The following is a 21451-nucleotide window of genomic DNA, read 5'->3' as shown; positions in this document are numbered from 1 at the left end:
AGAAATGGCGCTTCACCCGAGCCTGAGCGGCATCAAAAATCAAAAAACGGCGAGGCCCGATATGTTCCTGAAGAGTCTTTTCCCCCAGGAATTGACGCGCCGACCACCCGAGTATCTCCGCTAGATGGGGATTTTCTCGGTGCGGCTTCCCCGCAGGGTGCGGTTGCGTTTACGGCAGCGACCGCCATCAGCCTACTCGATGTTGCCCTCGCGCAGTAGAGTGGCGGCAACGCTGCGCGTTACCGCTCCGAGGAACCGGACACGCTTGACACACACAAGACGACGCTGACGGGTTCCTCGACGACGATGGACCTGATCTATCAGCCTCTCACTCACATGAGCCAGCAAGGTGAGGCGGTGAGTAGCCTGGGCGAAAGCTGGGAGGTTTGCAACGAGAACGCTCACCTTGAAGTTAAAGGCCGCCATCACCTTCCATGATCGCATGCCCTGCGATGCCGAACCCGTCGCTTGTGAACTTCGCACGCCATCTCAGGCCCGAGGCCGCCTCGCCGAGCGCATTCTTCCTTGGGCCCCACGAAATCTACCAGAAGCGGCGATCTGGCTTCCTTCGACACGTCCCAAGAGCTGGCGAGATTTCAAACTGCACCGCCTTGTGTCATGCACGTTTCAAAAGGCGGCGCAGTTTGGCGGAAAGCTCATCTCCAAAAGGGCTTTATTGAACCTCTGTCCTTTTCCTACCAAAACGTGGCCGGAAAAGACCATCGAAGCGGTTCGGCGCAATGCGTTCAAAACAGGGCTGATGCAACATGAAAAGTCTTGAAGCGTTCGGAGATTTGCAGCGCGAGGCAACCGAATGGCGCCACTATCTCCATGAAAATCCCGAGCTCGATTATCGGTTACACAACACAGCAAAGTTCGTTACCGAGAAACTAGCCTCTTTCGGTATCAATCACATCGAAACGGGAATTGCTGAGACGGGTATCGTCGCGTTAATCCAAGGCGAAGGCAGGGACGGGCCGACCATCGGATTAAGGGCGGACATGGACGCCCTGCCAATCGTTGAGGCCTCAGACAAACCCTGGTCGTCGAAAATACAAGGCAGAATGCATGCATGCGGCCACGACGGGCACACGGCCATGTTGCTGGGCGCCGCAAAGCATCTTGCGAGTACGCGCAAATTTAAGGGCTCCGTCGCCTTGATCTTCCAGCCGGCAGAAGAGATCGAACTACCATCGGGCGGCCTAAAGATGGTCCAGGAAGGAATCATGGATCGTTTCAGCATCTCCCAGGTCTTCGGGATGCACAACAAGCCAGGTATGGAGATCGGCAGATTCGGCATTTGCGATGGCCCGATCATGGGGTCGCAGGACGACTTCGACATTATCGTGAAGGGCAGGGGCGGCCATGCGGCCTCGCCGCATCGAACCGTAGATCCGGTTGTTATTGCAGCACAGATCATCGTTGGCCTGCAAAGCTTGGTCTCGCGCAAGACCGATCCTATGGAGTCGCTCGTGATTTCGGTAACGAAGTTGAAGGCCGCAGAGGCCTATAACGTCATCCCCGATCATGTCGAAATCGCCGGAACTGTCAGGACCCTCGCGCCGAACCTGCGAGACTTCGCCGAACGAGAAATTTTGGCATCCGCACAGGGCATTGCGCGTGGTTTCGGCGCGGATGTCGAGTTCAAGTACCGTCGATCTGTTCCGGTTACCTTCAACCATACGGAGGAAACCAATTTGTCGGTCACGGCGGCAGGCAACCTCGTGGGGGCAGCCTCTGTGGACGACAAGGTCGAAATCAGTATGGGGGCGGAGGACTTCGCCTATATGCTTGAGGCGCGGCCTGGCGCTATGATCTTCCTTGGAAATGGATCATCCCCGTCCCTGCACAATCCAGCGTATGATTTCAACGACGAAGCCCTGTCCTATGGCATCGGCTACTGGGTCAGCTTGGTCGAGACAGTGTTGCCCCTTTGAGTTGGAGTTCGACCGAACTGGTAATCGCCATCCCGACGTCTTTGCGCGCGACGGAGGTATTTAGGAGAAGTGATATGGCCGCTCACGATTTTGCTCGCATTACGACTATCCCTCACTCTCCGTTCTCGAAAATCGAATATCAAGAGCGGGTCGAACGAGCGCGGCATTTGATGAAGGAACATGCTTTCGACGCACTTCTTGTTACCTCGGAACACAACTTCCGCTATTTTGTTGACGACAGTAGCACCACGCCAATTCAGACCACTCGACCGCGCTTTCTTCTAATCCCGTCGTCTGGTGACGCGGTTGCAATTGTTCCCACGGGTGTCGACGAGTTTTTTAAGGAAACCACCTGGATAAGAAAATTCCGCACTTGGCCTGGCCCGAACCCGAAGGATGAAGGTGTATCCGAGCTTGCAACAGTCTTGAATGAATTTTTGCCGCAGGACGCCAGGATTGGGACAGAGCTTGGCGCAGAAAGCAGACTTGGTATGCCTGCAGGGGACTTCTTACGTGTGCGCAATGCGATAAGACCTCGGATATTCGCTGACGCGTCGGACCCGATTTTCACTCCGTTGCGAATGATCAAGTCACCATCCGAAATTGACCGAATTCGAACTGTGTGTGGAATTGTTTCAGAAGCATTCGACAATCTATCGAAAAAGTTGCGTCTTGGTATGACCGAACGAGAGGTTTGCCGCCTCTTTGAACTCGAATGTTTCATTCGCGGTGTCGACAAGACACCCAAGATTGCCAGTGTTTCGGGACGAGGAGGCTACACGCGCCCCTACGGTGTCCCGACCGACAAGGTGCTGTCAGATGGGGATCTGCTTTTTATCGACGCTGGCTGCTTGTTTAATTTCTATTGGAGCGACTTCAATCGCAACTTTTCTTTTGGCGCACCTGATCCGCATACAAAAGATGCCTACCAAGCGGTTTGGGATGCGACAGAGGTAGGAATCGCCGCTATAAAGCCTGGCGTTCCGATCTGCGACGTTTGGGCCGCAATGTCAGATCTACTGGATGGTTCGACGAATCGGGGGAGACGCTCCACCATCGGGCGAATGGGACACTCCATGGGTTTATGGATGCCGGAGCTACCTTCCGTTCAGCCCGATGACCGAACGATACTGAAGCCAGGCATGATCATTAATGTCGAGCCGAGCACGATCTATCCATCGTATTTCGATAATTCGCCGAAGCTAATGCTCCACGAAGAGATTGTTCTCGTAACCAAAGCTGGCGCGCAATTGCTTACGTCTCGTGCTTCTCGAACGATACCGCTCGTCATTAATGAAAGTACTTAGGTGCCGAGAACCGAGGTCGCCGTAATCGCGGGTGACGGTCCTTTGGTTCGTGGCCCCACATCAGGCAATGTCTGTGGCTGCGGCCGACTGCGACGTTGCTGGCGCCGTGTAGCAGGTAGCCGGCATGTGAAGGCCTCGAAGATTATGGCCGACATGAACAAGGACGAGGGGCGCCAATCTTCCAGCTCGCCGAGTGCGGTATCGTCTGCAACGCCTTGCAAATCCGACCGGAGCGGCAAAAGGTGAATTAGGACTGATGCGCAAGGATACCGCTTACGCCACCTCCCAAGGCGTACTGGCCCGGCAGCGAGCTTAGTCTCCTGCCGGGCGCTTTGCTGGGTGTTTGCGCATATTAGCCTGTCTCCGAGCGCCTAATAAAACATGAGCAAGAGTCAGATTGAATGAGCAGTGTCGCAGGCGCAGATCCGGGCTTTGTGCTGGTCCTGAAGCGGCTGACCGAGGACAAGTTCCGGTGGCCGCGCCGGGAGGCAGCGGTGGTCACGCTTACGACCGAGCAATTGCACTGGATCCTCGATGGCATCGACATCGATGCGATGGTCCGCCATCCGGTGCGGCAATATCAGGTTGCCGGTTGAGGGCTCTCGAATTGAGCGGTTGACGCGGCGGCATGCTTTCGATTCAAGAATCTGATGAATCGACCCGGCGAACCGACTGTTGAAGCGTTGATGGCGCGTATTGCTGCGCTGCAGGCGCAGAACCGTCAACTCACCGAACGCGTCGTCAAACTCGAGGAAGAGCTGGCGCTTGCACGACTGCATCGTTTTGCGCCGCGCAGTGAAAAACACATTGACCGCCTCTTCAATGAAGCCGAACAGGCCGCGGATGAGGACGCCGCCGACAGCGAAGATGGCGATGTCGTTGCCCTGCCGAACACGGGCTTTCCGGCGACCGAAGGGGCGACGGGAAAGAAGCGCGGCCGCAAGGCCTTGCCGGAAACCTGCCGCGCGAGCGCGTCGAGTATGACCTTCCCGACGACCAGAAGGCTTGTCCCTGCTGCCGTCACCAGATGCATCGCATGGGCGAGGCCGTTACCGAGCAACTTCATATCGAGGTGAAGGCGAAGGTTCTGCAGAATGTGCGGTTCAAATATGCTTGCCGCCATTGTGAGCGTACCGGCATCAACACGCCGGTCGTGACCGCGCCGATGCCCGCGCAACCCTTGCCGGGCAGCATCGCCACGGCTTCGACGCTCGCCTTCGCGCTCGTTCACAAATACGTCGACGGCACACCGCTCTACCGCCTGGCGCAGGCCTTCGAGCGCGCGGGTGTTCCTGTCAGCCGTGGCGCTCTGGGCCACTGGGTGATCGGCTCGAGCGAAAAGCATCTCTCCCGCATCTATGGCGCGCTGAAGCTGCGGCTCAGATCGCAGCCCCTCATCCATGGTGACGAGACCACGGTCCAGGTGCTGAAGGAAATGGACAGAGCGGCCGCCAGCACCTCGTACATGTGGGCATACCGGAGCGGCCACGACAGTGACGAGCCGATCGTGCTGCTCGATTATCAGCCGGGTCGCGGCCAGATACACCCGCAGACCTTCTTGGGCGATTACCGCGGCATCGTGATGAGCGACGGCTATTCCGCCTGGCGCACGCTGGAAGGAGCAACGCATCTTGGATGCATGGCCCATTCGAGGCGGCGCTTCGTCGATGCCCTAAAGGCGAGGAAGAAAGGCGGCGGCCCGCCGGAACAGGCGCTCCGGTTCTTCGAACAGCTCTATCGGGTTGAAAGGCAGGCGCGGAACGAAATCCCCGATGACGGCGAAACGCGGGATGACTGCATTCGCCGCTTCCGCCAGCAACATAGTGTCCCCATCCTCCAGGCTCTCAAGGCATGGCTCGACGACATCGCCCCAAAAGTCTTGCCGGACAGCAAGCTCGGCGACGCCGTCTCCTACACCCTGAACCAATGGGGATATCTGACGCGTTACACCGAGGACGGCAGCATGCCGATCGACAATAATCTTCTCGAGCGTGACATCAGAATCTTTGCCACTGGCCGGAAAAGTTGGCTGTTCAGCGATACCGTCGACGGAGCCAGGGCCAGCGCCGTCATCTACAGCCTGATGTTGACCTGCCGCGCCTGTGGCGTCGAGCCGTTAGCCTGGCTGCGCCACGTCCTCACTGAACTACCTCAGCGCCCCGAGAACGCAGCCATCGAGGATCTGCTGCCCTTCAACTTCGCCAAAGCAACAGCAGCCTGATCAGACCAGATACCGTTCCCGATTCGAAGGCCATCCGTCGAAAGCGCCCGCGTCAACGTGCAGCGAAAATAGCGCTTACGGTTGACATGGCAGGTCCGCTCACCAACCAGAACCTTGCGTTCACGGCCGATGCGCCGATGGTCCTCCTCCTTGACGCTCGGTACCCTAACCATCGCGCACACGCGCGGCTCGCCTCGTTTGTAGGCGAGCAGCGCACGCACCAACGCCTCACCATCGATCTTGTCGGTCTTGGCACGACGCCGCCGGCGCGACGTGGCAATCGAGGCGGCGTCGACGACATGGCTTTCGATTCCCTCGGCTTCCAGGATTCGATGGATCCAGAAGCCGTCGAGACCCGCCTCCTGAATGACCACAAGCGCAAAGTGCCGGCCGGCGCGCGCCTGTGCCTTGTCCTGAAGCTGGGCAAAGCGTGCCAGCAGTCGCCGCCGCGTACCGCATGTTTCGACATCTTCTCCCCACTGCCCGGCGACAGCGAAGTGATCAACCAGGTCGATTTACTGAGTTCCAAAGAAATGAAGATCGCGCCAAGATCGGTGCGGATAGCGGCAGGCGCCGCAGATCGATCGGCTACAACACGCATGATTGGCCTCCACAGAGTTGTTGGTCAGCAACCCCACTCTGCCAGAGCGCAGGTCGCTATCCACCACCGGTCATGGGATCTTTGATGGAGCATCCTTGTCGTCCGAATCAAAGGATGCGCTATGGGCCAGGTTCTGCACGGGAGCGCCACGACGACAGAGGCGATCCGTCGAGCGATACAACATAGTCAAGCGAGCCTGAGGGCGCTGGCCAAGCGCTACGGGATCAACCAGAAGACGGTCGCAAAGTGGAAGAAGCGGGCTTCGGTCGCGGACGTTCCGACTGGCCCGAAGGAGCCGAGATCGACCGTGCTTTCCGTGGAGGAAGAGGCGGTCATCGTCGCCTTCCGACGCTATACGCTGCTACCGTTGGACGATTGTCTCTATGCGTTGCAGCCGACAATCCCGCACCTGACGCGATCCTCTCTGCACCGCTGCCTGCAGCGTCACGGCATCGGCCGATTGCCGGATGTCGAGGGCGACAAGCCGGCGAAGCGGCTCGGCCGTGCCGCTGATCAGGGAAGCCATCGCAAACGGCGAACTCTTCCGGGCACATGCCTTCGAATACGCCTGCGCCACGAACGACATCGAGCACCGCACGACCAAGGCCAAACATCCATGGACCAATGGCCAGGTCGAGAGGATGAACCGAACCATCAAGGATGCGACGGTCAAGCGCTTCTACCACGAGAGCCACGACAGCTCCGTCGCCATCTCGCCGACTTCGTCACCGCCTACAATTTCGGCCGCAGGCTCAAGACCCTCAAAGGCCTCACACCCTATGAGTTCATCTGCAAGGCGTGGCTTTCCCAGCCGGAACGGTTTTCGCTCAACCCGCTCCAGCAAATGCCGGGACTAAACAGCTAAACGATGGGACTTCGACCAGCGCCGGTCCACCACACGCACTGCCTAAGCGCCCAAAGGCGAGCGGGTCAGGACGCATGCGCCATCAGCTCGCGCGAGATCATCGCCCAATCGGGCTCGTCCAGATCCTGCGGTGGACGGCCAACCCCGGCGAAACAGACGCCGCTCAAGCGATGCGTCGTTCTCACAGACCCGTTGGCAGCGGCCAGCCCGAGACGCCAGCGTCGCGTGTCCGTAACAGAAGGGTCAAAACCGAAGTCTGATCTTCAGCCGTTCCGACATCACAGCACCGAAAGGCGCAGGATCGTTCGTGTGTCCTTCACGCTCGTTCGTCTCGTTTGCTTCTGTCTTGGCATGGCCCCCTCTCAACCCGATGATGAGAGCAAAATGCCAGAACGGCGCTCCCGAGAACCGACCGTCACGTCGATCGCGAAACGTCAGCAAAAATCAAACGCGCGCTCCCGGACACCCTGATCCACAACAATTGGCTCCAGCCCATGTGTCAAGCCACCAAAGTTAGCAGCTCTCGAAAAATGAAAATTAATATATCTTGCTTCCTGTCGTCAACTGAGAAAGACAGGAAATGCTGCCTGAAGTTTCGTTTATATTTGGCGGGATCTCGACGGAGTCCGATTCGTCTATCTCATCATTAGAGCATATTATCTCGTCTTACCTAACCATTCCCGATGCAGAACGACCATTCTCTGTGAAGCATCTATATCATCTTAGCCAAGAAGATTGCCTTGTTCGCACAATTCAAGTCCACAGTGCTTTAACTAGTTCCGATATGCGTGCCTACATCTCCGATACAGGCGCCCGTCGCGGACGCACATTAATCTGCGCGCTCGATGAGATTCAATCGCGCAAAGAGTACGTGGTGAATTTGTTGCACGGACAATTTGGCGAAGACGGAGGAGTACAGACACTTGCGGCGCTTTTAGGTTTACGAGGTACGTTCGGCGACCCATACGTTGCATCGTTGACCATGAATAAGTACGCAATGTCATCGTTCGTTTCCTCGCTATTGCCCAATGAAGTCGTGAAAGTGCCAAGGACAAGGCTAATAAAATCGCAAAATATGATTGATGAAATGCAGATCGCGAAGTCACTACAGGGCCCAATTGTGGTGAAGCCAAACTCGCTTGGGTCATCCTTGTTCACTGATTTATTTCAAGATACTGCCCTATCTGAGCCGGACATAGTCGCACTTCTCCATGCTATACTTGAGTACGATAGTTCCGCCTTATTGCAGGAGTTTATTCCTGGGTCGGAATATTCTTGCGGTTGCATGATAGATTCCTTAGGTGTAACGGTGCTTCCGGTTATCAAAATTGAAACGGAGAGGAGATTCTTCGGCCGAAATGAAAAATGTTCCGGCGACTTGGTCAGGCTGAAGATAGTGGACTGCGGTGATACAATTTCGAATAGAATAAAGTCGATCGTCTCACGCATAGCAACTTCTATTGACCTTTACAATATTGCTCGATTTGATTTTAGAGTTGACGATTCTGCGGGGATTTGGTTTCTGGAATGCAATTATATTCCGGGGCTCGGCAGGGGAAATATTTTTCCAACAATGCTTGAAAGCCACGGTATGACCGTTATAGACTTAATATCTTTCTTATTGTCCAAGTCGAGCCAATTTAAAAGGAAGGACCATCGTATTAGATATTAGGAGCGGAGCGCTTGGTTGAGTGGATAAAATGGCATATATGCTGCTTTCGTGTAGCTCGTTGTCGAGCTGGATGGCGAAGACTTTGAAGGGCACGTCATCCAGCTTGTTGTCGAGCAAGGCGGCAAGGCGTCCCGGAGAACCTGCCGCGTGAGCGGATCGTAATTGCCGCACCCGAGAGCTGCCCGTGCTGCGGCTCTCCAAGTTGTCGAAGCTGGGCGAGGATATTGCCGAGACGCTGGAGGTGATCGCGCGGCGGTGGAAGGTCATTCAGACCGTGCGCGAGAAGTTCTCGTGCCGGCAATGCGAGAGGATAAAGCAGCAGCCGGCCCTCTTCCAGGTGACGCCGCACTGACTTGCCGGACCGAACCTGCTGGCGATGACCCTGTTCGAGAAGTTCGGCCAGCCTCAGCCGCTTAACCGCCAAAGTCAGCTACACCCGCGAAGGCATCCATCTTTGTGTCCCGACATTAGCCCACCAGGTTCGGCGCCTGTGTGCGACGGTGCTGCAGCCGCTCCATGACCTGATTGAGGCCCAGGTTCTGCCGCGGGTCCTACCGGCCCGACCGGATGCTTACGTTAAGGAACCCGACCCTCCCTTGGCTGGCTGCCGCTGACTGTTGCCGTCAGCAACAGTCCTGACTTCCGATCTGGTGGGCACGCTGTAGCAGACTTCATCGAACTTGCCCGCGTTCATCTTGCCCATCTTCGTCGGTGCGATCGCTGGTACCTTCAGCCGTCGCCGTGTCACGTCCGCCGGCCCGGTGCCTTATGGCGGTAGCACCTCCGGATGCTGACGCTACAGTGGCGCTCGGCTTCTTAGCCCCCTTGGGTAATCCTCGGCTAAAGCTTCTTGGTCGCATGCGGCGCAGCTCTCGACGATCCCCCGCCTGGCAGGCCCCGGTTGACGATATCGTGGACCAACGCGGTGTTCCGCTGCCGTCAGATTAAGGCTGTCCGGACCGCGGGCCAGCGCTCATGGGCTCTTCGGTGACGAGAGCCCGCGTTCCTCCTATTCAAAGCCTTTGCATCTGAGGAACCCCGGCGAACTCGGCCGCTACCCGTCATGCCCTCATCAAGTCAAAAATGTACCCTTCCTGGCGCGAAAGATAGCGGTCCAGGTTCCACGATCATTGACGAGCCACTCGAAGCGGATCGTCTCGATGCCGCCATCTTCGAACTCTGAGGTTCGCTCAAAAATGCGTCGGTTGCCGAAATTCGAATGACTAAGCCGTGCGGTTTTGAAAAGTCATCAGCTTTGACCCACCTCGGACCGACTGGAGTTATCCGGAATGGGCGCGCGTTCGGTCACCTGCCGGCCCAAAAGCGCCCCGTTTGTTTCAATTGTCGCCCCTAATTGCAATGAATGTTGCGAAAATCCATGCGAATGTTAAAGTTCTCAAGCGAAAATAGTGGCATCGATGTTGGACGACCTAGACCGAAGGATCCTTACTGCGCTACAGAAGAACAATCGGCTCCCCTTTGCCGAACTCGCGGAGCTTGTCGGTTCTTCGGCTGCCTCATGCATGCGTCGAGTGAACAAGTTGCGTCTGGATGGCGTAATTGTTGCGGATATAGCGCTCGTGGACCCGAAGGCTCTTGGCAAATCACTGACTGTTGTCGTGACCGTAGAGCTCGACCGTGAACGTCTGGACCTGGTCGACGATTTCAAGCGCGCAATGCGAGCGGCCAAGGAGATTACCCAGTGCTATATGGTGACAGGCGATGCCGATTTCGTCCTGATCGTGGCTGTCGAGGACGTCGAGGCCTTCGACGTTTTCGTCAAGACGAAGCTCTATACTAATCCCAATGTCCGAAAATTTCGGAGCATGATCGCGCTTGATCGTGTCAAGTTCGAGCCGCGGGTTACGGTGTAGCATTGGGCGGGTTGCGCCGAAGCCTTCACGGTCGGAGTCGAGTAGCGCAGCCGTTCGGGACCCCCCACAGATCCGGCACAGATCCGGGCGGGCGGATTTCCCGCATCCGGCTCTTCCGGAGGGTGACCCGCGGCTCGACCCTATGCTTGCGCCCAAGCTCGAGGGATGCGCGGAGTGGCAGAGGGAGCGCGTGGCTGCGCCGTCTCGCTTGTGGAGCAATAGCAGAATGCCACTTGTTGCGAAGGGCGATGCAAACCTTTGCAATGGTAACCGCCAAGCACGGACGATCCGCGATTCCCCTGCGCCCAGCTCATCAACGCCGGGTCAAAACGGACGTTTTGTCATATTTTCAACTCCGCTGTCAGTGATCAGCTGCTCTTCCAGCTTCACACATTCGCGCCCATCAGACTCGAGCACATAGTTGAACGCTCCCGGGATGAGGTTTTCCGGATACAGGATGGCCGGATAGGCGTCGCAAAACCCAATGCCATGCATCCATGACGCCATAACGCTGCTCGACGAATCCGCAGGGGGCTTGTGACTGCGTTCCTTAAGGATGAATGACACGCCCGGGCCGTAGCACGGCCATGTTGCTGACCCGTACACCGTGTACAAAGGCGTGCAGTGTTCGCTGTTCATCGGTGGGCCGGCCGTCACCGCAGTGCCAGGTGCGGAGAATCTGCACACATCCCGTAAGGGCCGACAACATGACGCTGAAAGCACCTACTCCGTCGGCAGCACGAAATGCGTGGTTTTCTCTTTGTGCTCGCAAATCCGGCACACCGATTGCATTGGCACGGCTAGAGCTCGCTGGAATGAATGGGCTAGCGGGCAAACATCAAGGGAGTAGCTCATGCGGGTAGCTGTCGTGTGGAACAATGATTATACGGGCGTAATCAATCAGTTCGGTCAGCCCCGTCCACGGGTCGACGACCGGGAGACGGTCGAAATGGTCATGGCGGCCCTGCAAGAGGGCGGCCACGAGACGCTGCTGTGCGAAGGAGATAAAGAATTGCTCGCTACGCTCGAGCGGTTCATGCCAGCCGATCGACAAGCCCGCCCCTCGGGAATCGTCTTCAACAGGACGTACGGAATTCAGGGCGAATGCCCTTGCAGCCACATTCCGGCCATGCTCGAGATGGCCGGCGTTCCGTACACCGGATCGAGCCCGCTCGGGCACGGGCTGGCGACGGACAAGGTCATCACCAAGATACTCATCCGCAATGGAGGCGTGCCGACGCCGAACTTTCGCGTAATGCGTAGCGGCACTGAGAGTACCGGCGACCTGCGATTCCCATTGGTAGTTAAGCCGCGTTATGGATCGACCAGCCGTGGATTGCAGTTCGTAGATGAGCCCGCTCAGCTGAGGCAGACCGTGGAAGGGATCGTCACGCATTATGCGCAGGATGCGCTCGTCGAAGAATACATTGACGGGCGAGAAATCCATGTCCAGCTGCTGGGAAACGCGGAATTCGAGGCGTTGCCCCTGGTGGAGTACGACTTCGGCGACCGCGAAAACCGTCTTTTGACTTGGGAAGTGAAGTGCACGGCGGCAGCGGCGGTGCCGAGTGTTTGCCCGGCGCAAATCGGGAGTAATCTTGCGAGGGAGCTACAGGATATTTCGGTCGCGACCTTCCGCGCCTGCCACTGCCGGGACTATGCTCGCGTCGACCTTCGGATCGATCGCTCCGGCCGGCCATTTGTCCTGGAGATCAACTCCATGCCGGGGCTCGGAAAGACCAGCTCGAGCTTGGTTAATCGTATCCTCGATGTCGCCCACACGCGGTATTTCGGAACCGGCATTACCAAATCATTCCTGGCGCACTGAACGTCAGCAGCGTGGCGATGGTGGCCCATGTCCGTCCGCCGTCGCTGCCAGCGAAGAAGCTATTCTTCGGGTAATTGTCTGTGGCCGGATGGCGCGCTCGACGGTGTTGGCGTCGATTTCGATGCGGCCGTCGGTGAGGAAGCACTCCAGCGCGCACGCCGGCCGAGCGCATAGCGGATCGTCCTTCGATTTTCCCGACAGCTTCGGCAGCTCCTTTCCCAGAGCGCAAAGAGAGCGGCAACGACGGCGGTGGATTTCTCCTGACGCGCAGCTATCCGAGCTACCGGGTTCTGGCCGCGCACGGCCTCCTCGGCGGCCCACAGCGGGGCCATCTGCGCCACCGTCTGCGAGGCGATAACGGAGGAGCCTGCGGCATGCAGTTCCTAGAAATTGCGCGGCACGTGCGAAAGCACGCCGCCAGCACCACGCCATCATTGCCCGATCGGATCGGGCCAGCCGGTAATAGGCGGCGTATCCCTCGACCTGCAGGATGCCGCGATAGCCGTCCAGACGGAGGGCGACACATTCGCCGGCACGGCTGTCTTCGAAGCGGTAGACGGCAAGGGGCTGCTGCCGCCAAAGGGCCGATCATCGCGGACATAATGAGATGGACGACCTCCCACCGCTGAGCCGATGATGCCGAAGGGGAGAAATGAGGAGATGATCATGACAGTCGTTACGATAGGGCTCGACACATAGAAGAGCTGGTTCCAAGTGCATGGGGTCGACGAGGTATGGGCAAGTCATCCTCCGTTGCAAATTGACTCGCAGCAAGGTTCTCACCTTTTTCGCCAATCTTCCACCTTGCACGGTGGGCCTTTGAAGCGTGTGGCGGCGCGCATCACTGGGCGCGGGAATTGGCCAAGCTCGGGCATGCGCCGCGCTAGATGCCGGCGCGCTATGTCCGGCCCTATGTGAAGACAAACAAGCACGACGCCGCTGACGCCGAAGCCTGTTGTGGGGCTGTCCAGCAGCGGCCGGGATGCGATTTGTCCCGCTCAAGACGGTGGAACAGCAGAGCATGCTGATGGTGCATGGCGTTCGCGAGTTGCTGATCCGGCAAAGAACCGGTACGGTGAATGCGTTGCGTGGCCATCTGTCAGAGTTTGGCATCGTTCGGCCCAAGGGAACTGCCAAGGCCCGGGAACTGATGGACCTGGTCGCCCTCGATGATCGCATCTCGGCGGTTGCCCGCGACGCGCTCCAGAGCCTCGTCCGTCATATCCGCGATACTGAGCAAAAGATTGCGGTTTTCAATGATCAGACTCTGGGTATGGCGAAGGAGAACCAAACCTGCCGCCGCCTGATGAGCGTTCTCACCATTGGTCCATTCGCATCGATAGCCCTTTTGGCCGCCGTCGATGATCCGCGGTATTCTCCTCGGGCCGACATTTCGCGGCCTGGGTTGGGTCTCGTGCCCAACAACATTCCACCGCCGGGAAGGAGAAGCTCGGCGGCATCAGCAAACGAGGCGACAGCTATGTCCGGAAGTTGCTCATTCACGGCGCCCGAGCCACCGTTCACAACGTTCGAAGCGGACGGGTTAAGGGAGCTTGGGTTACAGGCCTACTAGCGCGGCGGCATTTCAACGTCGCAACCGTCGCGCTGGCAAACAAGACCGCTCGGATAGCCTGGGCAGTGATGACGACCAGGCAGAGTTACCGCGCAGCGATCTAAAGGACGTCGTTGCTCAGTTTCGGCAATGCGAGGGCGTTGAAGTGTGATGTCATCCCGGTCGGACGGGATCGACCAAACTCGTTGGACCTATTGGGCAATCATGCCCGTCAACGTAATGGGGTGTCAATCCGCGAATCTCATCGAGGTCAGCAGCAAACGGCTGCATCAAAGACTGAATAGATAGCTGCAACCGATAGCTTGTCAGATCACCAAAACGCACTTGCAGAAAGGAGGCCGTCCATAGATGCATCTCGCTGGGGACTGTCGGGAATTCTGTGCGCGAGGCCATGATGATGGAAAGGAGAGAATCATCGCATGGCTATTGAGAAGGAACTTCTGGACCAACTGCTTGCCGGCCGCGATCCGAATGAGGTGTTTGCCAAGGACGGATTGCTCGACGACCTGAAGAAGGCGCTTTCGGAACGGATTCTGAACGTTGAACTCGACGAGCACCTTGAGGACGAACGCACCGACGGCAGCGTCAATCGCCGCAACGGCCATTCGCGGAAGTCGGTGCTGACGGGCACGTCAAAGATGACGCTGTCGATCCCGCGCGACCGGGCCGGGACCTTCGATCCGAAGCTGATCGCCAAATACCAGCGCCGTTTTCCCGATTTCGATGACAAGATCATCTCCATGTACGCGCGCGGCATGACAGTGCGCGAGATCCGCGGCCATCTGGAGGAGCTCTACGGCATCGACGTGTCGCCGGACCTGATCTCGGCGGTTACCGATGCGGTCCTGGAGGAAGTGGCCGAGTGGCAGAACCGGCCGCTGGACGCGGTATATCCGCTCGTCTTCTTCGATGCCATACGGGTCAAGATCAGGGACGAGGGCTTCGTCAGGAACAAGGCCGTCTACATCGCGCTCGGCATCCTGCCGGACGGCACGAAGGAGATTCTCGGCATCTGGATCGAGCAGACCGAGGGCGCCAAGTTCTGGCTGCGCGTCATGAACGAGTTGAAGAGCCGTGGCGTCGCCGACGTCCTGATCGCCGTCGTCGACGGCCTCAAGGGCTTCCCCGAGGCGATCAACGCCGTCTTTCCCCAGACTGTCGTCCAGACCTGCATCGTGCACCTGATCCGTCATTCCCTGGAGTTCGTGTCCTGGAAGGACCGCAAGTCCGTCGTGCCGGCGCTGCGCGCGATCTACCGGGCCAAGGACGCCGAAGCCGGCATGAAGGCTCTTGAGGACTTCGAAGCCAGCTACTGGGGGCAGCGGTATCCGGCGATCACCCAAAGCTGGCGGCGCAATTGGCAGCACGTCGTCCCATTCTTTGCCTATCCCGAAAGCGTGCGGCGGATCATCTACACCACGGATGACATCGACAACCCTGATTTCGACTTTTTCGATTCCTGTTGCGTTTCTTTGTTCGGCTCAGGTGAGCCTGTTTCTTCGTCCCGGCCCACAGGATTTCCCACGCGAGCGTGTCGAGACGCAGTCAAGGCTGGCCGGTGCGATGGCGCCACGGCCGGCTGCGAGGTTTCCAGGCCACGCCTTGACGGCGTCGAGCACGGCGCCATTCTGGAGCGGACCGAGGGCGTCGGTCGTGCCGCCAGATTTCCTTGTGCTATATTTGTCCGGCACGGACGACCACGTGGCAAAGAGTGGTGCGAGAGGATGAGAGTGCCGCCACGCAGCCGTTATAGTCGTTCCTCGTTTGTGGCGTCCGTGCGCCGCTTCGGCCCGCGTGACCGCCAATGCCGAACCATTAGCTCGTAGGCACGTTCGGCATTCTCGGCCGCGGCTTTCTCGCTGTTTCGCAACTCCTTCACGTTGTAGGCGTAAGCCGAACCGCGGCGACCGACACCGCGCTCGCCCGGCGCGCCGGCCTTGAGAGCGAGCTGCCTCTGCTTTGCCGCCACCAGCGCCGGGCGAGCCCAGAAGTAGTCCTGCTCCTTTGTCAGCAGATGCCAGATCAACACGGCGAGCTTGCGGGCGAGTGCCACGGCTGCGACCTGATGGCCGCGCTTGTTACGGATGCGTAGGAAGAAGGCCCTGAGCGGTCCGGGCGCCTTCGCCGTCGCCCAGGCGGCCTCGACCAGCATGGCGCGGGCATGGGAACGACCATGTTTGCTGATCCGGCCATATTGCGCCAAGCCAAGACCGGATTGGCGCACACGCGGATTGAGGCCGAAGTAGCTCACCAGCTTCTGCGGTTCGCGAAACCGCCGGATATCGCCGACGGCGGCGATGATACCGCTCGCGACGATGGCATTGACGCCGGTGATCGTCTGAAGCCGCCGGACTTGCACATCATCAATCGCTTCCCGGGCGATGTCGCGATCGAGGTCGGCCAGATCCTCGGCCAGGCGATCGATCTCGCGGATGTGGCGGGCGATAGCGGCCCGCTCGTCATCGGGAAGCACCTGCCGCTCGAGCCAGGCGCGACCGCGATTGTTGAACAGATCGGCATGCGGGCACTTCGGCACTAGGTGCGCCTGCAGGATGCCATGCACCTCGTTCTTCACGCGCGTGCGATGCCGAACTACCTGGTTGCGCCGCGCGACGAGGCGGCGAAGCCGCTCGGTCCGCTCGTCAGGTACCCAGACCTCCGGCAGAAAGCCGCTGGCATGGAGCTGCGCCAGAACGCCGGCATCGATCTTGTCGGTCTTGATCCTGGCATGAGCGATCGCCTTCACCTGCATCGGGTTGGCGACAATCACCCGGCCGACATAGGGCGACAGAACCCGCACCACCGCCATGGCGTTGCCCGTAGCCTCGACGACAACCTCATCAGTCCGTCGCAAACTGCGGCCGAACCCTTCCAGTCCCGAGCGGGTCATGTCGACCCGTCCGTGATGGCGCAGCCGGCCGTCTTCCCAAACCACCACCTCCGCAAAGGTGCGGTGGATGTCCATTCCAATCACACGTCTCATCGGCTCCCTCTCCTCAACAATCGGGAGCCGGCGGGCGACGCGACACCTACGGATCCGCGCTCTCGGCGCAACCGGGCAGGTCGCAGGGGCGGCCAGCTACTAACGCGAGCTCGCAGCTCATCGAATACATCGGCCTGCCCGCACTTGGCGTGCTCCCGGTGCCCCTGTCCCGGATGGTCGCACCATACGCCGAAAATCGCTCATCTCCAGCGGGGATCGGATGGCACCGTCATGATCATACCGGTTACGAACGCCATAGAGGCGCTGAACTCCAAGCTGCGCCGCGCCGTCCGCACCCGGGGACACTTCCCCAGTGACGATGCGGCCATGAAGCTGCTATATTTGGTGCTGAACCACGCGGCCGAGGAATGGAAACGACCGCCGCGCGAATGGTTCGAGGCCAAGACCCAGTTCGCCGTCGTCTTCGGCGAAAGGTTCGTCAGCCAATGACGAAACCGGCCTCGCGCACAGAATTCCCGACAGTTCCATCTCGCTGCGGCGTGATCGCACCGCTCTTCATCGCCTTGCTCCGCCAGTCGAACAATTGGGCTGGCGCCATCCCCGCTTGTCTGGCGATGGCCGATACATTCGCGCCCGGCTTCAGTATCGCCTCGATCAGCCGCGACTTCGCTTCCGCCGACCAGCGCCGCCGCGGACGCTGCGGGCTTGCCTCCAGCCTGTTCGGGACCGCCTCAAGGACATGGAAACTTCTTCATCAGGCATAGGCGCAGATATAGAAATTGACACTGCAAGCTCCTCGGCTCCCCGGTTCAGTGTCACTATCTCTCGCTCATCACCTGAAGCCGTGCCAGATGCGGCCAGCTTGGCACTTATTCGGGCATCCGGACCATCCACCTGACCGTCCGCCTCGCCATCTCACGGGAGCAACGGCGCCAGATCAAGTACTAGTGTACTAGTGGCATTTGAAGATGCTGCACGAGTCGTGGCACCGGGCGCTCTACCTGCCGAAACTCTGGACTGATGATGGGTATGCCAGAGTCTTCGACATCAGTTCGGCCTCCAGCGACTCATTGAAGGCGAAGGATATCAATGAGAACTAGTGAATTATCACTCTCTAGACTAGTTTCCGTCCATAAACGCCAAACCATTGATCTTATTGCTTTAATCGTGATTTTGCGAAGGCAAGGCCCGGCGGTTTCAGGTACACTTTGGTTTCATGCCACTGATTCCAAAGCACAATCTGCAACCGCCGGAGCCGACAATGCGACAAGAACGCACCGTCCAAGCCAGCATATTCGATCTTTTCGCCGCGCACGAGATCGGCCACGAACTGAAGGCGATGTCGCACTGGCTGGACGAGCGCCGCGATCTGCTTGGCTTGGTGGCGCGAGATTTGGGTCGGCACGGCGTCAGGGCCACCGGACGGCAAGGCCTACCTGCTGAAGCGGTCTTGCGTTGCGCGCGTCTCAAGCAATACCGGCAGTTGACCTATCAGGAGCTGGCATTTCATCTGGAGGACTCGGCATCGTTCCGGGCCTTTGCCCGCCTGCCGTGGTCCTGGAGCCCGCGGAAGTCGGTGCTGCAAAAGACGATCAGCGCGATCCGGCCCGAGACCTGGGAAGAGATCAATCGGGCGCTGCTGTCGAATGCCCGCCAGGCAAAACTGGAAGATGGTGCGGTCGTGCGGCTGGACAGCACTGTGACCTCGGCACTCATGCACGACCCGAGCGACAGCAGCCTGCTGTGGGACGCTGTGCGGGTCATGGTGCGCCTATTGAAGCAGGCTGATGCCTTGGCCGGTGGCGCCGGCCTGGAATGGCGCGATCATTGCCGCGCGGCCAAGAAGCGCGCCCGCAAGATCCAGTTCACACGCGGCCGACCCGACCGCGTCCAACTCTACCGTGAACTGATCGCGATCGCCTGCGCGACCTTGGCCTATCTGAAGCAGGCGACGGAACGATTGGCCATGGCGAGCACTCCGCTCGTCGAACTCTGGCAGGCCCAACTCTGTCACTATCGGCCGCTGATCGAGCAAATCATCGCACAGAGTGAGCGGCGAGTGCTGGCCGGCGAGCAAGTGCCGGCCGGCGACAAGCTGGTCAGCCTGTTGTTCGAGCCCCATGCCGATATCATCGTCAAAGGCAGCCGCGACACCGAATACGGCCACAAACTGAACCTGACCACCGGCAGGAGCGGCATGATCCTCGATCTGGTGATCGAGGCGGGCAATCCGCGCGACAGCGATCGATTGCTGCCGATGCTGGAACGCCACATCGCCTTCTATGGTCACGCGCCGCGGCAGGCGGCGGCCGACGGCGGCTTTGCCAGTCGCGACAATCTGGCTACAGCCAAGACCTTGGGCGTTCGCGACATGGCATTCCACAAGAAAGCCGGCCTCAGGATCGAGGACATGGTTAGAAGCAATTGGGTTTACCGCAAGCTGCGCAACTTCCGTGCCGGCATCGAGGCCGACATCTCATGCCTCAAGCGCGCTTATGGCTTGGCGCGCTGCACCTGGCGCGGCCTTGATCACTTCAAGAGCTACGTCTGGTCCTCTGTCGTGGCCTACAATCTCGTCCTCTTCGCACGTCTCAAACGTAAGCGCCAAGCCGACCCTATCTGGCGCGGCTTGAGGTGATGAGCGAGAGATAGTGACACTGAAGGAGCTGAGGAGCTTGCAGTGTCAATTTCTATGTCTGCGCCTATGCCTGATGATAGGAGCTTCCATATCCTTGAGGCGGTTGCGAACCGGCTGGACGCAAGTCCGCAGCGTCCGCGGCGGCGCTGGTCGGCGGAAGCGAAGGCACGGCTGGTTGAAGAGTCCCTGAAGCCAGGGGCGAACGTGTCGGCGATCGCGCGCCAGGCTGGACTGGCGAGCTCGCAGCTGTTCGGCTGGCGGCGCAAGGCGATCAAGAGCGGTGCGGTCAGGCGGCAGCGAGATGCGGCTCGGCTTGGCTTTGTCGAGGTCACGCCGACAGCGTCTGCGTCGGTGGAGATCGAGCTGGGTGGCGTGGTCATTCGCGCCGGTGCCGATATCAATGAGGAGCAGCTGGTGCGGATCATCCGGGCGGTTCGCCAGGCATGATCCCGGCCGGCGTGAAGGTGTTGGTCGCCAGTCATCCCGTCGATTTTAGAAAAGGTCCCGACGGCCTACTGGCACTGGTGCGCGATGCCGGCTCGGATCCGTTCAACGGCGCGCTTTATGTCTTCCGCGCCAAAAGAGCGGACAGGATCAAGATCGTCTGGTGGGACGGCAGCGGCGTGTGTCTTTATGCCAAGCGACTGGACGACGCGAAATTCTGCTGGCCGCGGATCGGCCACCACCGGGTCCAGCTCAATCATGCTCAGCTCATGGCTCTGGTTGACGGAATGGACTGGAAACGGGTTCGGACGGAGACCGTCAGGCGGCCGCAATCGGTTGGGTAAAACCCTGCGGCATGATGAATCAGGGAGCTGAAAAAGCGGGAAAATTGCCCGCGAATATGCTCTGATTTTGGCCATGTCGGCACCCGAACTCGCGCTCCCGGACGACGTTGACGCGCTCAAGGCGATGGTTATTGCCATGGCCCAAAAGGCCGCCCTTCTGGAGGAGCGCAACCTCCATCTCGAGTTGGTCAACAAGAGCGCTGATGAGCGGATCGCACGCCTGACGGCGGTCGTGAAGATGCTGGAGAGGGCGCGCTTCGGCAGCCGCTCCGAAAGGTTGCGGACCGGCGCGCTGAGCGAGGAACAGTATGCGCTGGTCTTCGAGGAGATCGAAACCGGCGTGGCGGCCATCGAAGCGCAGATGGAGAAGTCTGCGGGCGGCTCGAAAGCGAAGCGCGCGCCGCGTCCTCGCAAAGGCTTTGCGGCCCATCTCGAACGGGTCGAGGTGGTCATCGAGCCCGAAACGCCTGCTGGCTGCGAAGCGCTGGATAAGATCCTGATCGGCGAGGACGTCTCCGAACGGCTCGATGTCACCCCGGCGAAGTTCCGGGTGATCGTCACGCGTCGCCCCAAATATGCCTACAAGGGCTGGGACGGCGTTATCCAGGCAGCCGCTCCCGCCCGCATCATCGAAAGCGGCATTCCGACCGAAGCGCTTCTGGCGCAGATCGCCGTGTCCAAATACGCCGATGGCCTGCCGCTCTACCGGCAGGAAGCGATCTATGCCCGCGATCAGGTCGAGATCGACCGGTCACAGGTGGCGCAGTGGATGGGCAAGGTCGGCTTCGAGCTCGAGCCGCTCGCCGATTACGCACTGACCCGCATCAAGCAGGGTGAGCGGGTCTTTGCCGATGAGACCACGCTCCCAACGCTGGCCCCAGGATCGGGCAAGGCCAAGACGGCCTACCTCTGGACCTATCTCCGCGATGATCGGCCGTTCGGTGGCAGCGGACCGCCCATCGTCGCCTACCGCTTCGAAGACAGCCGTGCCGGCGAATGTGTCGCCCGCCATCTGGACGGCTATCGCGGCATCCTGCAGGTCGACGGATACGCCGCCTATAACCGGCTGGCCCGATCGGATCGGGGCAATGACGGCGTGACGCTGGCGGCGTGCTGGTCGCACGTGCGGCACAAGTTCTACGAACTGCATGCCGCAGGCTCCTCCGTTATTGCCTCGCAGACGGTGGCGCAGACAAGCCTTCA

General features: G+C 59.3%; 13 protein-coding genes and 12 pseudogenes. 18 read left to right on the top strand and 7 right to left on the bottom strand.

Translation table 11 applies throughout. The annotated features are described in order from the left end of the window. The first annotated feature begins 406 nt into the window (after positions 1–406). The 5 genes and pseudogenes from NKH50_RS11260 to tnpC (NKH50_RS11240) all read left to right on the top strand — a co-directional run bounded on the left by NKH50_RS11260 (position 407) and on the right by tnpC (NKH50_RS11240) (position 5465). Positions 407–781, top strand: coding sequence for a hypothetical protein (locus NKH50_RS11260; protein ID WP_352739261.1), 375 nt, complete (start codon positions 407–409; stop codon positions 779–781). After that, the gene (locus NKH50_RS11255) at positions 768–1937 is read left to right on the top strand and encodes a M20 aminoacylase family protein (RefSeq protein ID WP_352878675.1); all 1170 of its coding nucleotides are present in this window, start codon (positions 768–770) and stop codon (positions 1935–1937) included. Before NKH50_RS11260 ends, NKH50_RS11255 begins: the two co-directional genes overlap by 14 nt. A 74-nt stretch (positions 1938–2011) precedes the next feature. After that, on the top strand, positions 2012–3244 hold the full coding sequence (locus NKH50_RS11250; protein ID WP_352878672.1) for a M24 family metallopeptidase: 1233 nt from the start codon (positions 2012–2014) through the stop codon (positions 3242–3244). A gap of 401 nt (positions 3245–3645) precedes the next feature. After that, positions 3646–3840, top strand: coding sequence for an IS66 family insertion sequence element accessory protein TnpB (gene tnpB / locus NKH50_RS11245; protein ID WP_352878670.1), 195 nt, complete (start codon positions 3646–3648; stop codon positions 3838–3840). Between the two features lie 54 nt (positions 3841–3894). Beyond that, positions 3895–5465: pseudogene (gene tnpC / locus NKH50_RS11240) on the top strand (IS66 family transposase). A 77-nt stretch (positions 5466–5542) separates the two neighbouring features. On the opposite strand, the pseudogene NKH50_RS11235 reads toward tnpC (NKH50_RS11240), so the two are convergent. Then, a pseudogene (locus tag NKH50_RS11235) lies at positions 5543–6066 on the bottom strand (transposase); the annotation flags it as partial. 121 nt (positions 6067–6187) lie between these two features. Between NKH50_RS11235 and NKH50_RS11230 the strand changes: the two are divergent. Then, positions 6188–6931 (top strand): annotated as a pseudogene (locus NKH50_RS11230) (integrase core domain-containing protein). Between the two features lie 83 nt (positions 6932–7014). On the opposite strand, the pseudogene NKH50_RS11225 reads toward NKH50_RS11230, so the two are convergent. Continuing rightward, positions 7015–7284: pseudogene (locus tag NKH50_RS11225) on the bottom strand (IS21 family transposase); the annotation flags it as partial. Positions 7285–7511: 227 nt separating this feature from the next. Between NKH50_RS11225 and NKH50_RS11220 the strand changes: the two are divergent. The 4 genes and pseudogenes from NKH50_RS11220 (at position 7512) to NKH50_RS11205 (ending at position 10477) form a co-directional block, all read left to right on the top strand. After that, a complete protein-coding gene (locus tag NKH50_RS11220; RefSeq protein ID WP_352878667.1) occupies positions 7512–8603 on the top strand; it encodes a D-alanine--D-alanine ligase family protein in 1092 nt (363 codons plus the stop codon). A gap of 125 nt (positions 8604–8728) precedes the next feature. Next, positions 8729–9145: pseudogene (locus NKH50_RS11215) on the top strand (IS66 family transposase zinc-finger binding domain-containing protein); the annotation flags it as partial. A gap of 876 nt (positions 9146–10021) precedes the next feature. Next, positions 10022–10153, top strand: a pseudogene (locus NKH50_RS11210) (Lrp/AsnC family transcriptional regulator); the annotation flags it as partial. Between the two features lie 30 nt (positions 10154–10183). Continuing rightward, entirely contained in the window at positions 10184–10477 is a 294-nt protein-coding gene (locus NKH50_RS11205) for an Lrp/AsnC family transcriptional regulator (RefSeq protein ID WP_352879102.1), read from the top strand. 324 nt (positions 10478–10801) lie between these two features. Here NKH50_RS11205 and NKH50_RS11200 read toward each other — a convergent pair whose 3' ends face one another. Further along, positions 10802–11116, bottom strand: a complete 315-nt coding sequence (locus NKH50_RS11200) for a hypothetical protein (protein WP_352878664.1) — start codon at positions 11114–11116, stop codon at positions 10802–10804. 214 nt (positions 11117–11330) lie between these two features. On the opposite strand from NKH50_RS11200, the gene NKH50_RS11195 reads away from it, so the two are divergent. Next, the gene (locus NKH50_RS11195) at positions 11331–12305 is read left to right on the top strand and encodes a D-alanine--D-alanine ligase family protein (RefSeq protein WP_352878661.1); all 975 of its coding nucleotides are present in this window, start codon (positions 11331–11333) and stop codon (positions 12303–12305) included. A gap of 3 nt (positions 12306–12308) precedes the next feature. On the opposite strand, the pseudogene NKH50_RS11190 reads toward NKH50_RS11195, so the two are convergent. Both NKH50_RS11190 and NKH50_RS11185 read right to left on the bottom strand, forming a co-directional pair. Then, positions 12309–12637 (bottom strand): annotated as a pseudogene (locus NKH50_RS11190) (IS66 family transposase). A 124-nt stretch (positions 12638–12761) separates the two neighbouring features. Further along, positions 12762–12818, bottom strand: a pseudogene (locus NKH50_RS11185) (hypothetical protein); the annotation flags it as partial. Between the two features lie 201 nt (positions 12819–13019). Between NKH50_RS11185 and NKH50_RS11180 the strand changes: the two are divergent. Together NKH50_RS11180 and NKH50_RS11175 are read left to right on the top strand one after the other, a co-directional pair. Then, positions 13020–13982, top strand: a pseudogene (locus NKH50_RS11180) (IS110 family RNA-guided transposase). A 315-nt stretch (positions 13983–14297) separates the two neighbouring features. After that, a pseudogene (locus tag NKH50_RS11175) lies at positions 14298–15311 on the top strand (IS256 family transposase); the annotation flags it as partial. A 314-nt stretch (positions 15312–15625) separates the two neighbouring features. Here NKH50_RS11175 and NKH50_RS11170 read toward each other — a convergent pair. After that, positions 15626–16843 carry an IS110 family RNA-guided transposase gene (locus NKH50_RS11170; RefSeq protein WP_352516397.1) on the bottom strand — a complete coding sequence of 406 codons (1218 nt, stop codon included), beginning with the start codon at positions 16841–16843 and terminating at the stop codon, positions 15626–15628. A 252-nt stretch (positions 16844–17095) separates the two neighbouring features. Here NKH50_RS11170 and NKH50_RS11165 point away from each other — a divergent pair. Then, a pseudogene (locus tag NKH50_RS11165) lies at positions 17096–17311 on the top strand (transposase); the annotation flags it as partial. On the opposite strand, the gene NKH50_RS11160 reads toward NKH50_RS11165, so the two are convergent. Next, entirely contained in the window at positions 17301–17465 is a 165-nt protein-coding gene (locus NKH50_RS11160; protein WP_352879100.1) for a transposase, read from the bottom strand. The pseudogene NKH50_RS11165 and the gene NKH50_RS11160 overlap by 11 nt on opposite strands. 618 nt (positions 17466–18083) lie before the next feature. Between NKH50_RS11160 and NKH50_RS11155 the strand changes: the two genes are divergently transcribed. The 4 genes and pseudogenes from NKH50_RS11155 to tnpC (NKH50_RS11140) form a co-directional block, all read left to right on the top strand. After that, positions 18084–19460 carry an ISNCY family transposase gene (locus NKH50_RS11155; RefSeq protein WP_352878658.1) on the top strand — a complete coding sequence of 459 codons (1377 nt, stop codon included), beginning with the start codon at positions 18084–18086 and terminating at the stop codon, positions 19458–19460. A 66-nt stretch (positions 19461–19526) separates the two neighbouring features. After that, complete coding sequence (locus NKH50_RS11150; RefSeq protein ID WP_352671857.1) at positions 19527–19907, top strand: transposase; 381 nt, start codon at positions 19527–19529, stop codon at positions 19905–19907. After that, positions 19904–20248 carry an IS66 family insertion sequence element accessory protein TnpB gene (tnpB, locus tag NKH50_RS11145; protein WP_096453731.1) on the top strand — a complete coding sequence of 115 codons (345 nt, stop codon included), beginning with the start codon at positions 19904–19906 and terminating at the stop codon, positions 20246–20248. Before NKH50_RS11150 ends, tnpB (NKH50_RS11145) begins: the two co-directional genes overlap by 4 nt. Positions 20249–20321: 73 nt before the next feature. Further along, a pseudogene (gene tnpC / locus NKH50_RS11140) lies at positions 20322–21434 on the top strand (IS66 family transposase); the annotation flags it as partial. Between the last annotated feature and the right edge of the window lie 17 nt (positions 21435–21451).

The sequence above is a fragment of the Mesorhizobium sp. M1027 genome, assembly GCF_040318745.1.
GTDB lineage: Bacteria > Pseudomonadota > Alphaproteobacteria > Rhizobiales > Rhizobiaceae > Mesorhizobium.
Note: the sequence above shows the minus strand (reverse complement) of the source record. Positions and strands in the feature narration are given on the sequence as shown.

Bases quoted from the DNA above. Each gene is read 5' to 3' on its own strand.
- NKH50_RS11255 (WP_352878675.1), top strand. From the start codon at position 768: ATGAAAAGTCTTGAAGCGTTCGGAGATTTGCAGCGCGAGGCAACCGAA.
- NKH50_RS11250 (WP_352878672.1), top strand. From the start codon at position 2,012: ATGGCCGCTCACGATTTTGCTCGCATTACGACTATCCCTCACTCTCCG.
- tnpB (WP_352878670.1), top strand. From the start codon at position 3,646: ATGAGCAGTGTCGCAGGCGCAGATCCGGGCTTTGTGCTGGTCCTGAAG.
- NKH50_RS11220 (WP_352878667.1), top strand. From the start codon at position 7,512: ATGCTGCCTGAAGTTTCGTTTATATTTGGCGGGATCTCGACGGAGTCC.
- NKH50_RS11200 (WP_352878664.1), bottom strand. From the start codon at position 11,116: ATGAACAGCGAACACTGCACGCCTTTGTACACGGTGTACGGGTCAGCA.
- NKH50_RS11195 (WP_352878661.1), top strand. From the start codon at position 11,331: ATGCGGGTAGCTGTCGTGTGGAACAATGATTATACGGGCGTAATCAAT.
- NKH50_RS11170 (WP_352516397.1), bottom strand. From the start codon at position 16,843: ATGGACATCCACCGCACCTTTGCGGAGGTGGTGGTTTGGGAAGACGGC.
- NKH50_RS11155 (WP_352878658.1), top strand. From the start codon at position 18,084: ATGCGACAAGAACGCACCGTCCAAGCCAGCATATTCGATCTTTTCGCC.
- NKH50_RS11150 (WP_352671857.1), top strand. From the start codon at position 19,527: ATGCCTGATGATAGGAGCTTCCATATCCTTGAGGCGGTTGCGAACCGG.
- tnpB (WP_096453731.1), top strand. From the start codon at position 19,904: ATGATCCCGGCCGGCGTGAAGGTGTTGGTCGCCAGTCATCCCGTCGAT.